We start from the raw sequence: 14833 nt of genomic DNA, 5'->3' as shown, positions 1-14833 counted from the left end.
TACACTTGGTTCATAGTTATTTCAAATAAAAAGCTCGGCATATAGTATGCCGAGCTTTTTTGGTTGGGGTTGTACTTTACTTAACTTTCAATAGGCGCTGGTTGGGCATCTACTAGTGGTGGTTTGCCACGTATTTTGCGTACTAATCGCTTAGCATCTTCTAGTGCAACATACTGACACGGTATAAGTATCAGTGTAATTACTGTGGCAAATAGCACACCAAAAGCAAGTGATACAGCCATTGGGATAACAATTTTAGCTTGTAAACTCGTTTCAAAAATAATCGGCATTACACCAATAAAGGTTGTGATTGAGGTGAGTAATATCGCTCTAAAGCGACGAGCACCGGCTTGTACTACTGCATCTTTAATCGCAACACCTTCAGCGCGGGCTTTGTTTACAAAATCAACCATAACGAGGGAGTCATTTACGACCACACCCGCTACAGCAATAATGCCAAACATAGATAAGCTGCTCATGGTCATACCTAAAATCATATGCCCAAACATCGCGCCCACTACACCAAACGGAATAACCGACATTATAATAAGTGGCTGCGAGTAAGAGCGAAGTGGAATCGCTAACAAGGCAAATATAATCATCATTGATATACCAAAGTCACGAAGCTGCTCTGAAGCACTATCCATCTCTTCTTGAATGCGCCCAGCTACATCACTTGTCACGCCAGGGTAGCTCTTAAGTAGTGTTGGTAAGTATTCATCACGAATTTCTTCTGCAATAGCAAATGGTTCGGCTTGGTCGGTATTTACCGCAGCCCATACGTTTACAGTACGTTTAGAGTTTTCGCGGCGAATACGGTTTACACCGTCAACTAGTTTAACTTCGGCTACTTCACTCAGTGGTACTTCAGCGCCAGAAGGCGTAATAATACGCACACTTGCTATGTCGCTAATTGAGTTACGTTCGTCTTCTGGGTAGCGGATCATGACTTTAATTTCTTCGCCTTCACGCAATATTCGCTGCGCTTCTAAGCCGTAGTAACTAAAGCTTACTTGCGATGCTACATCAGCAAGCGTTAAACCCATACTGTAAGCCAGTGGTTTTAAATCAAGCTGTACTTCATCGGTAGCACTTTGCATTGAGTCGTTTACGTCGCCAACACCTTCCATTGTTTGTAATTTAGCTTTTAATTTACCGGCTACTTCTTTTAGTTCGTCAGCATTTTTGCCTTCAAGTTTAAAGCTAACATCGCCATCATCTCGACCGCCGTTCATTATGCTGTCTTGAATGGTCATGGTTTTAATACCCGGTAGAGCGGGCATTTGCTCGCGCCATAATGCACTTAGAGCAAAGGTGTCAATAGGGCGTAAATCAGGCTCTACTAAAATAGCCATAATATTCGCTTGAGTACGGCCACGTAAGCTTACCGATAAATCGCGGATCATCGGTTTACCGTATTGCTCTTGTAGTTGCTGATCGACCTTTAATAACACGCTTTCTATTTTACGCGCTGTTTCAAGCGTTGCTTGCTCAGATGAAGCAAGGTTCATTTCTATATCAATACGCGGAAAGTCGTGCGGTATTTTAGGGTTGGGTACAAACTTAACTAAACCACCAGCAAACATACCAGCGCTTACAATAAGCAAACACATAAAGCCAACTATTACGGTATAGCGGTAGTGAATACAGCGACTAACAAAAGGAAGGTAATAGTTATTCACAAAGCCTTTTAAACCACTATCAATCACCATGCGTAAGCGATGTAATAGGTTTTTAGGGTTTGGTTTACGCGGGTTCATTGCTGCAATATGGGCAGGTAAAATTAGTTTTGATTCGATGAGTGAAAAAATCAAACATAAAATAATCACGCCACCAATTGCTTTAGAAAAAGCAGCGCCAGGGCCGGTTGCGAGTGTTTGTGGTAAAAATGCCGCAATGGTCGTTAGTACACCAAAGGTTGCTGGCATGGCAACACGTTTTACGCCGCGAACTACGTTATCAAGTGTATGGCCGTATTTTTCTATTTCGGCACTGGCAGATTCTCCGACAACAATAGCGTCATCAACAACAATTCCGAGTACAAGTATAAAGGCAAATAGCGAGGCTAGATTTATTGTTACATCTAAAAAGCCAATGGGCATAAACAAAAAGGCACCCAGAAAAGACACCGGTAAACCCATCATGACCCAAAATGCCAAGCGTAGCGGTAAAAATAGTGCCAGCACTATCATTACTAACAAGCCACCCCAAATCATGTTATCGACCATCATATCGAGTCGACCTTCAAGGTAGTAAGTTAAATCAACAATAGGGGAGAGCTTAACGCCTGCTGGTAAAAGTGGCTCTTTAGTTGCCATGTAGCTTTTAAGGACTTTTGCTACATCGGTAATGTCTTGATCCTTTGATGCATTTACTTCAAATGAGAGTGAATTTTTACCATTATATTTAGAATACTGTAGGCCTTCTTCAAAGCCATCATTAATGGTAGCAACATCGCCTAAATAAATTTGTGCGCCATCAGCAAGGGTAATAAGCGGCAGCTTTTCAAACTCAAAGCCACGGTAGGCTTGTTTTTCAACACGCATCGAAATATAACCGTTTTCAGAGCGTATTTGCCCCGCCGACATATTGGCTGAAAAGCTTTGCACAGCGCCTGCAATATCTCTAAATGTTAAGCCATATTCGCGTAGTTTATCGGGGCTGACTTCTATACCAATTTCGTATTCTAAGCCGCCATTAAAATTAACAAGGTTAACGTGGGGTAGGGCTTGGAGTTCATCTTTTATATCGTTGCCAAGCTCTTTGAGCTGGTAGTTACTCATGTCGCCGTAAAGCGCGAGTATCATTACCTCTTGCTCAAACTTATCACGACGTACAACAGGACGCTCCATTCCCGCAGGAAAGGTGTTTATTGAATCAACCTGTACTTTAATTTCATCAAGTACTTCTTGTGGATTATATTGTTCTTCTATTTCAATCCAGGCTTGCGAAAAACCTCGGTTAGAATAGGTAATGAGGCGTTTAATACCTTCAAGACCTTCAAGATTTTCCTCAACTTTTATCGTTATTCCTTCTTCAACCTCTTGCGGGGCAGCACCCGGATAAACCGCTTGTACGCTTATCCAGTTACTTTCAAACTGTGGGAACATTTGTTTGCGAATGGTCATTGCCATTAAAAGACCACCCACTAATATAAATATCATTAATAGGTTAGCTGCAACGGGATTACGGGCAAACCATGCTATTAGCCCTGTTTCACGAGTGTTCATGGTTACTCCTCCTTAAGTGCAAGTTGAGTAATATCACTGTTATTAGGTGCTACGTCTTCAATTTTTACAGCCATACCTTCGGTTGGATATTCAAGAGCTGAGGTGACAATTTGCTCGCCATTTTTTAACCCTTGGCTGGCGATAATCATGCCGTTTTGTTCGCGTATAATATTTAGGGTTTTAAACGACAATGTTAAATCGTCATTTAAAATTACAATTTTATTATCTTTAACTAAATGGTGCGCAACAATAATCGCGTTATCAAGTGGGCGGCCTTCAATTGTCGCATTAATGTATGAACCAAAACGAAGAGGGCGTGTTTTATCGCCATACGGTGTGGCAAGTTGTGCTACTAGGTAGCTCATGCGGCTTTTTTGATCAACCACACCTTCGGTGCGAATTACTTTGGCTTGCCACATTGTTTGTTTGCCCGCGTATTCTGCATTAAATGTAACGTTTGAACCGACGCCACCATTTTCTAAATATTGCAGTTCTTGGTCGGCAACCGGTAGACGAACCTCTGCAACAGATGTCGCACTTAATGCGCCAAAACTATTACCTGGATTAACTACTGAACCCAAGCTGATCGTGCGCTCGTTAATAATCGCATCGTATGGGGCCTTAATATAAGTACGCTCAAGATTACGACTAGCGCGTTTTACACTGGCTTGAGCTGAGCGATAGCGTGCTAGTTTTTCAGCTAATTGCGGTTTACGTAAATAAAGCTCTGAGGCAATAGCTTCGCTTGAATCTGACTTAATACGTTCCCATTCTGCTTTTGCTACATGCGCTTGCGCACGCTCTATTTCAAGTGCCGAACTTGCTTGCGCTAAACCCGCTTGCGCTTCAATAAAGTCAGCCTCATAATCATTTGCATCAATCCGTGCTAAAATATCGCCTTGCTTTACAAACGCACCTTCGACAAATTGATCTGATACCGAAATAACTTGCCCGCTTACTTGCGCTATTAACTCGGTACGGTCTTTTGGTTTTACTATGCCGTACGATTTAACATCGAGCGTGATAGAATCTAATAGTATGCTTTGGGTTGCCACTAAAGGGCGAATGTCTTGCTCAGGCTTTTCTTCCGGTGGCTTTTTCATAGCCATAAAAGCGATAGCTAATGCTATGCCACCTGCTAAAACTGCAATTGGGAGTATTATTTGTTTTTTAGTAGCCACAAGGCATTCCTCATTATTGGTGGTGACACAGTAATAATACGCAATAATGTGTTTATAAGGTGTTTTAAGATGTAACAAAGCATTACATATGTACATTACAACTAAGCGTGTGACTAATTAGGTTCCTGAAAAAGAATTAAAGACGTTACTTTTTATACAGAGGATATTATGAAAACTGAATCGATGGAGTGTAGACTAGGCTGTGGTGCATGTTGTATTGCACCCAGTATTAGTTCGCCAATTCCAGGTATGCCAAATGGCAAAAAAGCCGGAGAACGTTGCATTCAGCTAGATGAACGTAATTTATGTAAGTTATTTGGTGATGAAAGTCGCCCAAAAGTATGCAGTGATTTTAGCGCCACGCTTGATGTGTGCGGGTCAACAAATGCACAAGCTCTAGCGCTTATTACAGAGCTTGAAGAGCTCACTTAGTGAACTATTAAAATACACATACATTTACAAATGAAAAAAGTGTACTGTAAAATAATTAACTAATTTAGTAGGGAAACTCTTGGATAACTGGATTTGCCGAAGTTATTCAGCTTTATAAGGAAATATTGTATCAAAGTCGATTATTCAAAGTATTCATTAGATGAACTACTCGAAGCAAAAAAGAGTATTGATAAAGTAAAATACGCAGAGAATTTTAATGCGCTAATGATTGAGTTTTCTCGTAGAGAAACTGAAATAAATGCGCGTAAAAGTGAGGCTAAATCTGCGATAGCAGCAAAACAAGTTGTTTTAAAAACCACCTGCACAGCAGAGCGTATCCTTGGTTTGTTCTTATTTGGCCTAATTTTTGGCTTTCCTGTAGGATTTTCCATAGTTCCCGATACACTTGATGGCTCTGATGTGTTTTTTTCTTTGCTATTAATGAGCATGTCAGGCGGGCTACTATTTCACTCATTTAACAGTGGCTGGACTTATGGAGGAAACGACAACTTAGATATTGCTGAAGACCCTATTATGTTTACCGTAGCACAGCTAATTTATGCATGGCTTTTTGGTTTCTCTAGTATTGCTTTTATATTAGCATCATTCTTTTGATTGAAGTTTAACCGTGTGTTTGATGCCAATTTACTTGAACACTTTTAAGTAATTAAAAGCTGCGCTTTTCACGTGAGCAAGCTCTACGTCTACCTCCAAAGTGGAGGTTTGTGAGTGTTTTTGTAGACGTGAAGCTTGCTTTCGTTACTGGCTACCAGCTATACGTTGCACTTAACGTGTATTGCTCCCCGCGTCCTGGTGTACCTGGGATCTCTTCAAACGATTCACCCCATAAGTTATCAGCCGCTAAAGTTATAAATAAGTTTTTCAGCATTGGTGGCGTAATTTTTAACGTTAAGTGAGTAAATAAAGCATCGTCGTCACTACCGCGCAGCGCATTTTCGTGCTGTTTGCGCCATTCGTTATCTATTCTAAATTCTAAAATATCAGTTGGGTTGTACACAGCGCCGAGTGTTAAACGGTGATCAGGAAAGTTTAATGCGTAAAAACTGGCATCAATATCGGCTACGCCGTAGTTTTCTGATTTATGTAAATAGGTGTAGCTTGCTATAAGTTTTGCTGTATCAAAGTGCTTAGTCGCTAAAAATTCAACCCCTGCAGTATCAATATCAACTGGGTTTGCAAAGCGCGCTGAAGTTGAATCAAAGTTAAAGGTCCAATCGGTTAAGTTATTATCTTTGCGATAAAAAATAGCCGAGTTTAACTGCCAGCTTTGTTCTTCAAGTAATAAACCTAGCTCCAAGTTTGAAGTGGTTTCGCGCTTAAGGTTGTAATTACTTCTAAATAATCCACCAGAATCACTGCCGCCAATGGCGGTATAGCCTGCAACTTGGCTTGCTTGTGCATAAGATAAATAAAACGTGCGCTCAAAACCTTCGCTGTTTTGTGTATTTAGCGTTACATCACCAATGAGTGACAGTTCAGAGTCGTCTCTATTTGTATCGTCAAACGCAGCACCTAAACGAAATGTAAGTTGTTTATTATCCTCAAGCACCATTTGGTATTCAGGCAATACGCTTAATTTATAATACTTTCGTGAGGTAAAGTTGTTTTCAAGTGTTGTTGATTCAATCGAGTCATCAATAAATTGTGCTGAGTAATTTATTGCCAGTGCATCGCTTTGTGCATGGCGACCCGAAAGTCCAAGCGATTTAACTTCGCTTTTATGAAAAGCTTCAAATGCACTAGGATTTTCGCGCGAGTAAATATAGTGATCGTCATGGGTACGATAATACGCCGATACTTCAAAGTTACTGTTATCAGCGTAGCTTTGCTTGTGATTAAGCATCCAAAGGCGGGTTTCTAAATCTTCAGTTTCGTTAACGCCAAAAGGGGTGTACAAGTTAGGCCAGCCAAAAAACTTATCTTGCGAGCCATAAAATAAATCGGTTTGGCTGTCCTCGCTTGCTAATTGCACGCGAGATGAGGCGCGCGAAAAGTCATGGTCACCATTATCAATGGTTCCATCACTTTGCGAGTGAGAATACTCACCTTCAAAGCCCAGAGTATAGTTAGTTAAACTATCAAGTTGTGTGTTTTTAGCCGCGTGAATACTTTGCAGATTAAAGTCGTTTGTACCAGTACCAAGGGATATACTACCGCCAGTAATAATCGGTTTCCAACCAAATGAAACCGTACCTACAGAGCTATTCATACCGTAAAGTGCGTTATCGGCACCGGTTAAAACATCTGGGCCGCTTAGCATTTGCGGTGCAATGGGGATTTCAGCAAAATAATGACCAGATTGCGGGTCAAGCAGGGTAGCGCTTGCGACTCTAAAACCGGTATTTTCGAAAATACCGCCGCGTATAGTTACATCAGCTTGCGCCTCAGCCATATTACGCGATTGAAGGTCAACACGAGGGTCATATTCTAAATTAGAAATAGGCGAGTCGAATGTACCTACTGGCAACTTATTTGCAGTGGGTGAGGCCTCAACCGTTATTTTCTCGATTGCCGACTCATCAGATAGCGTATTAGCATTAGCAAATGCAGTAACGCTGAATAATATTGCAGGTATTATAAGGTGTGGTGTGCGATTCATGTGTTTCTCGTCATTTTTTATTTGTAGCTGCGGTTACAATTAATTTCAAAGCTTATATTTGAGCATGATAAAATAACTAAATGTAACAGCAGTCATTTTGTGCGCGATTGTACATTAATTTGCTAATAACTGCATTTGATAACCATTTACACTTCACTTATTGGGTAATATTTATAATGGATACGACACAACAAAATACTATTTACTTTGCTGGTGGCTGCCTGTGGGGCGTACAAGAATTTTTAAAGCACTTACCAGGCGTAATAAGTACTGAAGCAGGGCGCGCTAATGGTACAAGCAAAACCACTAACGGCGAATACGATGGTTATGCAGAATGCGTAAAAGTCATTTTTGATTTAAAAGTCGTTAGCCTAAATAGGCTATTTGACTACTTTTTTGAAATTATTGACCCATATAGCATTAATAAACAAGGGGATGACGTAGGCCCTAAATATCGCACTGCCATTTATAGTAAAAGCCAAGATCATTTAAAGATCGCTAGCAATTATATAAGCCAGCGAAGTGATGCCGATAAAATTGTGGTAGGGGTCGAGCTGCTAACTAACTACGTGCCAAGCGATCCTGAGCATCAAGACCGTTTAACTAATCATCCTGATGACTATTGCCATATACCCTTTGAGTTGTTGTACAAGTATAAAACGAGTTAATTAAAACTATTGTTTATTTTTTCTTTGAACTTTTTTGTTTAGCTTTTTCTCTTTTTTACGAGGGAACATATCTCTACTTAAATATGGTAGCACTAAAAAAAAGATCCCACCCCCTAAGTAAAAAAGAAGGTTAAAAAGATAAGAAAATGGAGAGGTCGATAAAAAATAAACATCAGATTCAACTCGATAATCTGTTGGTGTAAGAACATATCCGTCGTATATAGATTTTACTGCGATTATTATAAGTAATAACCCTAAAGCAAAAGAAAACAAAGAGAATGCTATTTGATTTAACATCATTCTAGTATTACTAATATTAGCGTGTTTTATTTTTGGCTTTTTTTTTGTTTTTTGATTATTTGACCGTTTCATGCTTACCAAAAAAAGTAATAATTATAGCTATAATAATTCCAACAAAGCCTACGGTTGAGAAAACTAAACTATATTCACTGTTAATGCTGAAAATATTTAGCAGGCTAGTGATTAATAAAAGTAATATCCCAGCTGTTTTTAAAACTTCTTGCGTTTTGTTTAAACCAAACCATTCACGGCAAGAAGGACATTGCTTTTCAATAAAAATTCCTTTTTTATTTATATTTTTTATATCCTTACTATCAACCTTACTTTTACAGTTAGGGCACGCAACTTTCATTTTAATCCTTTAATTCGTTTTTATTTATTTCTCTTAATACCCTAAAGCCGATTTCGTATCCTCGAACATTTTTCGGGATACTCATTCTCTGTGAATGATGTACATGTGGTTGTGGCATGAGCCAGCTTGCTCCTTTTGCAATTATCTGAGTACAAGCACCAGAATCATTTGCAGCAGTAGTGCCAGCTACATTGTTATGATTATCAACATAACAGTCTTCCACCCATTCAGATACATTAGAGGTAACGTCGTATAATCCAAAGGGGTTTGGCTTTAAAATACCTACTTGCCAAGGGTGCCCTAAATCAGAGCCTTTTGGGCAACCACCTAAGTCTCTATCGCAGTGGTCAATGCCTTGTCTATACTCATTACCCCACCAAAACTTACTATTTGTTCCAGCTCGAGCTGCGTATTCCCATTCAACTTCGCTAGGCAAACGATATATGTTACTCGTTTCTGTGCTTAGCCAATTTGTGTAAGCAACAGCATCAAACCAAGATATATTTACCACAGGATGCTTACCGCGGCCCCAGCCTTCGTCGCTAGGGCATGACCTAATTCCGGTTTTACAAAACTGATCATATTGTGCAAAGGTAATCTCGGTTTCACTTAGTGCATAGCTTTCTTTTATTGTCGCTTTAAAAATAGGGGCTTCATCTTGAAACGAGCGAAAATTTTCACCGCCTATGGTCCCTGTACCTGGCGGTATTACTACCATTTTAGGTGATAGTTCACCGCTTTTAAGCTTATCTTGTATGTAACTGATTTTATGATTAGAGAGTTTAAAACTAGGCCAGCTAATATTAAAAAAGCCGATACAGAACCCAATCAAAACGACAATAACAATGAAATATTTAATCTTTAATCTAGGTAACATATATCACTCTGAAGTTATGCCAATAATATAGCTTGCTGAATTTCTGATTTTATTATGTAAGCCATTTACGCTTCCGTACATCGTAGCAGCTGTTCCTGCTCCAGTAGCTAATGAAGTTTTGGTTAGAAATGCCTTGTAAAAAGAGCTTCTTATTAATCTCTGAACCTGTGCCTGGGTGTATACTTTAGTTGCTTTGGTGCCGTCATCTAAAAGAGTTTGACCTCTCAAAACTTTCTTCAGGAGTTTTTGATTATTAATTAACTTTTTGTTATTGAGCTTTAAAATTTCAACAGCAAGCTTTTTACGATTTTCGCGTGTCATTCCTTTGTACATTTTTAATAACTTATTCTGTCCTAACGCTTTATTTTGATTAAATTTAACGAGTAAGGAGCCGGCTTCCAAACCAGCTTTAGTTAAATCGGCAACTTGAATAACATCTAATGTAACCATCAAAGTTGAAAAAGTAGGAGATGCATCAAGCCATTGATTATACTCTGCATTACCACTTAAATGATTAAATACACGGCCGATTCCAACACCACACTGAAAAGTAGCAGCGGTAGTCGATGTCAATGTTAATGGAATTGCAGCCCATGTAGCGCCAAAGCTTGCAGCTCCGCCCCCCATTTCGGCGAACACTAATACCCAACCAGAGCCAGCTCCAACACATGAGATGCCAGCACCTATAGATTCATCGTATAGTGAAGAGTTGATTTTATCTATTCTTTTAACGGCCTTCATTTGCTTAGGGAATATATATTCGCGAATATAAATACTTTTCCTATCTGCTCTGCAAGTTACTCTTAAAACTTTACTATTGTAATGGCTACTTGGATTTAAAAGCAAACTACCAGGGTTTACTGAGAGTTTTGCAATACTATCTTTCTCGGCCTCGAAAATAACACCAGCGTGTCTAAATTCTGGATCCGAGTCTAAAGAAGCGTACATTTCACGCAGCACTTCCTTAGGAAATAGGTTTTGAATTTTAAGTGCGAAGGAAGGGTCTAATGACATATTATTTATTCCTTTAAATATTTGTCCCTAGTTTAGCATAACCCTCGTCATATTTAAATTTTGCTATTAAATATTTTCCCAAATTTACAGTGATACGCTACTAAAACAAAAATATTTTTTCTCACCCACAAAAAAGCTCACATACTGTGAGCTTTTTCAAAATAAACTTTAAAGTTACTGCTGTTTTTGCGGCGGGAAGTTACTTAAAATTTCGCTCACTGTTTTATTAATTGATGCTTCACGCTGTTCTGGCGATTGATTTTTCTTTAAACGGCCTTCTTTTGCGCCGCGCCATACTAGCTGGTTTGACTCACGATCTACAATATCAATAATCAACGTACCCACTTCGTATTCACGCGCGGTTGTATCGCGTTCAAATCCAGTGCCCCAGTAACCCCAGTTGTGGCGGTAACCTACGTTAAAGGTATCTATTTCAAGCTCTTTATCTACCGATGCATGATAGTTAACAAGTACATCAGCATTTGCTGCATCCATTAAGCTCATACCTAATGTTTGGCTCAGCTCTTTATTAACAGCAGTGCGAACACGTTTTTCCATTAGACCATTAATTTGATAGTTATTTGTATCTTTGGTTAGGCTGGCGTTTTCTACCCAAGCAAATGTTTTAAAATTACTAAAGTTGGCCGATTTATCGTAATCCCAATCTGGGGTTTGTGTACAGGCTGTTAGTAGTGCTAGCGCTGCAACAATAAGTATGTTTTTCATTACGTTTGCTCCAATAAAATGCATTAATTTAAAATAACACACATAGTAAAAATGTGTATTATTTAAACGTCCTAAATATTAGTCTAATCACTTTGTTTAATGTTCAACTTCAATCCAATCTTTTTCATCTACCCAGTTTTGTGCGCCGTCTTTTACTGAACGAATAGGCACGATATAGTCACAACTTATTTGTGGCTTAACTGAGGCAAATATAGGCACAAAGCCAAAACTTAGTGCGGTTTCTATAATTGCTTTTTGATTTTGTGGATCGATATCAGCTGCTTCATCTATATAAATAGGTATACGGTATAGGTTTTGTTCCTGATCGCTTAATAAGTAGCGAATAAACAACATGCCACACAATAACTTAATCGTAATACGTGTGCCGTTTGACCCCGCTGAATCTATTTTTTCAAAGTGCTCAGTTTCACCTGCGCGGTTAACTACTTCAAAACGAATATCAAATAAATCAGTAAGTGTTAAACCCGCTTTATCTGAGGCTAGTTTAATTAAATGATCTTTTGCTTCGTTTACTGCGCTTTCGCTGTACGGTTCTTGGCTAAGTAAATCAAGCGTGTCACCTTGCTCAAACTGATGCGACGTGCTGATAATGGTATCGATACTATCAACCAGCATTTTGCGCGGTATGACGTTAATTTTAAACGCTTGCAGGTTTGAAATACGGTGCTGGCTTATGCCTTTGTTAAAGCTATTCATTTCTCGGCGAAGTCGGTCTAAATCTTCTCGCAAGCCTTTAATCGTTGCGGCAACCTCGGTAAGCGCAACACGTGCTTGGCGCTCAACGGCATCGCGTTCGTTATCAATATTATGAAAGGCGCTTATCAGCTTTTGGTATTTAGTGTATTCGTCGTTTTCGTTGTCGAATTTAGTAATACCGGCGTTATATACATGCAGATAGGTATTACGCACGTTTATGTCAAAATTACGCAGCTCTTGGCAGTCTTTATTAAAGTGATGAACAAGATCGCTTAAGTTATCAAAGTCGACTGTAATATCAATCATATACGGGGTTACTTTGCCGCTGTATAAGTCAAGTGTGTGGTCAATTCGCTCGCTTTTAACTTGGCGCAGGCGCTCAGTTTGGCGATTAATTTGCTCTTGTTTCGATTTAATTAACGAGCGGCGATCGGCAATTGAGCCACTATTTTTTTGAATGTCTTGCAAGTAGTCATCAACTTGTTCGCGCTCTGCTAATAACTGCTCTTTTAGCATGGCTTGCGCTTCAACCGACTGTTGCATTACCTCAAATTGCTCTAAGCGTTTTAGCGCGCTCTCTGCGCTCATAAGCTCATCGTATAACGCGTCTTTTTCTTTTTGCTTGTCGGCAACGTTTGCAGCAACATCACGTTGTTGCTTAAACTCTTTAAGTGAATGCTCAAGTGCACTCAGCTGAGCGGTTAATTGCTCTTTGTTTTCACCGCTTTGCATTTGCACTGGCGAGAGCTTTTTAAGCTTAATGCTCGCGCCTGGTAGCGTTAATACGCCGCCTTTAACGTTTTCACTTAACAGCGATAAAAACTCCCCAAACGCGTCTTCGTCATCAATGGTTATATCGCCATTAGTGGTGGTCGCAAACGAGAGAATATCAGGGTTTAAAATGCGCGATATTTCTTCTACTTCTTTTAATGAGAGGTCTTCGCGCATACGGGTAAACAAATTAAACTCAAGGTTTTTAAGTTGTAGCTTTAAGCTCTTAATTTGTTTTTGTGTTTCGCTAATGCGGTAGTCAAGCGTGTGCAGGCTTTGCCCTTGTGCGCTGGTTATAGAGTGCGAAAGCGACTCGTAATCTTGCTTTAACTGAGTCAGGCTGGTTTTAAGCGTGGCTTTATTTACCAGTTCAAACTCGCTTTTAAGCGCATCGTAATCTAAAAACCACTGCTCAATTTGTGTTTGTCTGCGCTCTATATCGCGCGATTGCTGTACATATAGGCTTTGCTTTTGCTCAAACTCGTGTTTTTCGTGCTCGATATCTTCAAGGGCTATACCGAGCTCGTTAAGTTGCGACTCTTGATAGGTATCAAAATCAATCAGTGCTTGGTCAATTTTAGGCGCGTACGCCGCTAATTTACCTTTAAGCACGGTTTGGTTTTCAAGCATTGATTCAAGCGCGGCTATTGGCTCTTGCATTGACTCAAGGGCTTTTAGTTCGCGTTTTGAGCGATTTACTTTATCAAACGAGCGGCGCCATACTTCATAAAAGTCGACCTTAGAGTTTGACATATGGCGTTCAAACACGCGTAGCATAAAGCGTTTTACGTCGCTTGCGCCTAATTTGTGTAAGTTAAGAATACGTCTAAATATTTCTTTATAAATAGCGGAATCTTGGACATTATTTAGCGGGATCATTTTTAAGTTAATGTCGCTGTCAAACGGGGTTGCACCGCCAGTCAATAGCGCGTTTAGCTCTTGTGCTTTAAGCTCAATAGGATTGTAGTTAAGCGATTTTAAATGGTTGAACAGCTTGGTAAATTTAATAATGGTTTTACCTTGCGTGTACTGCTCTAAATCAAGTTTTCCTTGGTAGCAAAAGTACTGATGCGCGTAACCGGCAATTTTACCAAGTCCTGCAACGCCAATGACTACCGAGCCATGGGGCAGGTTAGCTTCTAGTAAAATGTACGACTGATCGGATGAAAAATAAAACTTTCGGGTTTCATCTAAATCGTGCCCGTCCCATTCTGTTAAGCGTAAATCGTTAATAAGCGGAAATTGCAGGGCGTTAATAACCGAGCTTTTACCTGTGTTATTTGGCGCGCAAATAGAGCTACTTTTATCAAGCGGGATCACACATTTTGCATAGCCTGCGGTGTTAAGTAGGGCGAGTTTACTTAGTCCATATAGATTTTTCATTCCTCGTCCTCTGTTAGGTAGGTTTCTTCATTTACTTCCATTAGTGCATCAATATAACGGTGAATTGGCGCTTGTAGCATAAAGCCGCCTTCTACTTCGCGGGCTAAACCTAAGCGTACCATGCGCAGGTATACGTCTTTGCGCAGATCTGAGCCCGAAAACACCTCAAGTTGATCAAACAAATGTTTGTTAATTTGCACCAGCGTTTGCATAAGCTCTAAATCGTTTACGTCGTCAAACAATGCGCGCATTGGGTCTTTACCCGTATTGGCGTAGTGCTCAATTAAAATGTAAATGGTGAGTGCGATAGCACGAGATATTTTGCCCATATTTGGCGTGCTTTCGTCGCTACCAAAATAATAAAAGCCACGGCTATCGCGTTTTAAATCGTGACCTAGGGCGGTAAATAGGGCGGTGTAGTCTTCTATGTGTTGGTCAAGCTCTTGCCACATTACGTTGTCTTGCTCGCAAATGTGATAACCCGCTACTAATTTTTTATTAATGGCTTGTAGATGAGTTAGCTCGTTTAAGTTTATGTGTGTTGTAGTGGTTTCTATCATAA

The 14833-nt window shown here is 39.8% G+C and carries 13 protein-coding genes; 3 read left to right on the top strand and 10 right to left on the bottom strand.

Going from position 1 to position 14833, the window contains the following annotated elements; genetic code table 11:
- Positions 1 to 80 precede the first annotated feature (80 nt).
- Positions 81 to 3230, bottom strand: coding sequence for an efflux RND transporter permease subunit (locus ACJJVZ_RS12790; RefSeq protein WP_405600975.1), 3150 nt, complete (start codon positions 3228 to 3230; stop codon positions 81 to 83).
- Positions 3231 to 3232: 2 nt separating this feature from the next.
- Positions 3233 to 4411, bottom strand: a complete 1179-nt coding sequence (locus ACJJVZ_RS12785) for an efflux RND transporter periplasmic adaptor subunit (protein ID WP_138585444.1) — start codon at positions 4409 to 4411, stop codon at positions 3233 to 3235.
- A 168-nt stretch (positions 4412 to 4579) separates the two neighbouring features.
- Here ACJJVZ_RS12785 and ACJJVZ_RS12780 point away from each other — a divergent pair, with 168 nt between their 5' ends.
- Complete coding sequence (locus tag ACJJVZ_RS12780) at positions 4580 to 4843, top strand: YkgJ family cysteine cluster protein (RefSeq protein ID WP_077538164.1); 264 nt, start codon at positions 4580 to 4582, stop codon at positions 4841 to 4843.
- 93 nt (positions 4844 to 4936) lie between these two features.
- The gene (locus tag ACJJVZ_RS12775; protein ID WP_405600972.1) at positions 4937 to 5458 is read left to right on the top strand and encodes a hypothetical protein; all 522 of its coding nucleotides are present in this window, start codon (positions 4937 to 4939) and stop codon (positions 5456 to 5458) included.
- A 151-nt stretch (positions 5459 to 5609) separates the two neighbouring features.
- Here the strand turns inward: ACJJVZ_RS12775 and ACJJVZ_RS12770 are convergent, their stop codons facing one another.
- Entirely contained in the window at positions 5610 to 7463 is a 1854-nt protein-coding gene (locus tag ACJJVZ_RS12770) for a TonB-dependent receptor plug domain-containing protein (protein ID WP_405600969.1), read from the bottom strand.
- Positions 7464 to 7639: 176 nt separating this feature from the next.
- On the opposite strand from ACJJVZ_RS12770, the gene ACJJVZ_RS12765 reads away from it, so the two are divergent.
- A complete protein-coding gene (locus tag ACJJVZ_RS12765) occupies positions 7640 to 8131 on the top strand; it encodes a peptide-methionine (S)-S-oxide reductase (RefSeq protein WP_405600967.1) in 492 nt (163 codons plus the stop codon).
- A 6-nt stretch (positions 8132 to 8137) separates the two neighbouring features.
- Here the strand turns inward: ACJJVZ_RS12765 and ACJJVZ_RS12760 are convergent, their stop codons facing one another.
- From ACJJVZ_RS12760 to ACJJVZ_RS12730, 7 genes are all read right to left on the bottom strand, one after another.
- Positions 8138 to 8503 (bottom strand): hypothetical protein, encoded by a 366-nt coding sequence (locus ACJJVZ_RS12760; RefSeq protein ID WP_405600965.1) that lies wholly within the window; start codon positions 8501 to 8503, stop codon positions 8138 to 8140.
- Positions 8487 to 8783, bottom strand: a complete 297-nt coding sequence (locus tag ACJJVZ_RS12755) for a hypothetical protein (RefSeq protein WP_405600962.1) — start codon at positions 8781 to 8783, stop codon at positions 8487 to 8489. Before ACJJVZ_RS12755 ends, ACJJVZ_RS12760 begins: the two co-directional genes overlap by 17 nt.
- Position 8784: 1 nt before the next feature.
- Positions 8785 to 9660 (bottom strand): formylglycine-generating enzyme family protein, encoded by an 876-nt coding sequence (locus ACJJVZ_RS12750; RefSeq protein ID WP_405600959.1) that lies wholly within the window; start codon positions 9658 to 9660, stop codon positions 8785 to 8787.
- A 3-nt stretch (positions 9661 to 9663) separates the two neighbouring features.
- Positions 9664 to 10674 carry a hypothetical protein gene (locus tag ACJJVZ_RS12745; protein WP_405600957.1) on the bottom strand — a complete coding sequence of 337 codons (1011 nt, stop codon included), beginning with the start codon at positions 10672 to 10674 and terminating at the stop codon, positions 9664 to 9666.
- 174 nt (positions 10675 to 10848) lie between these two features.
- On the bottom strand, positions 10849 to 11400 hold the full coding sequence (locus ACJJVZ_RS12740) for a DUF4136 domain-containing protein (protein ID WP_405600955.1): 552 nt from the start codon (positions 11398 to 11400) through the stop codon (positions 10849 to 10851).
- A 96-nt stretch (positions 11401 to 11496) separates the two neighbouring features.
- Positions 11497 to 14271 (bottom strand): ATPase, encoded by a 2775-nt coding sequence (locus ACJJVZ_RS12735; protein WP_077538157.1) that lies wholly within the window; start codon positions 14269 to 14271, stop codon positions 11497 to 11499.
- On the bottom strand, positions 14268 to 14831 hold the full coding sequence (locus ACJJVZ_RS12730; RefSeq protein ID WP_077538156.1) for a condensin complex protein MksE: 564 nt from the start codon (positions 14829 to 14831) through the stop codon (positions 14268 to 14270). Before ACJJVZ_RS12730 ends, ACJJVZ_RS12735 begins: the two co-directional genes overlap by 4 nt.
- Positions 14832 to 14833: the final 2 nt, after the last annotated feature.

The organism is Pseudoalteromonas sp. Ld19 (assembly GCF_045064135.1).
Classification (GTDB): domain Bacteria; phylum Pseudomonadota; class Gammaproteobacteria; order Enterobacterales; family Alteromonadaceae; genus Pseudoalteromonas; species Pseudoalteromonas aliena.
This window is presented reverse-complemented; position numbering and strand designations above follow the sequence as displayed.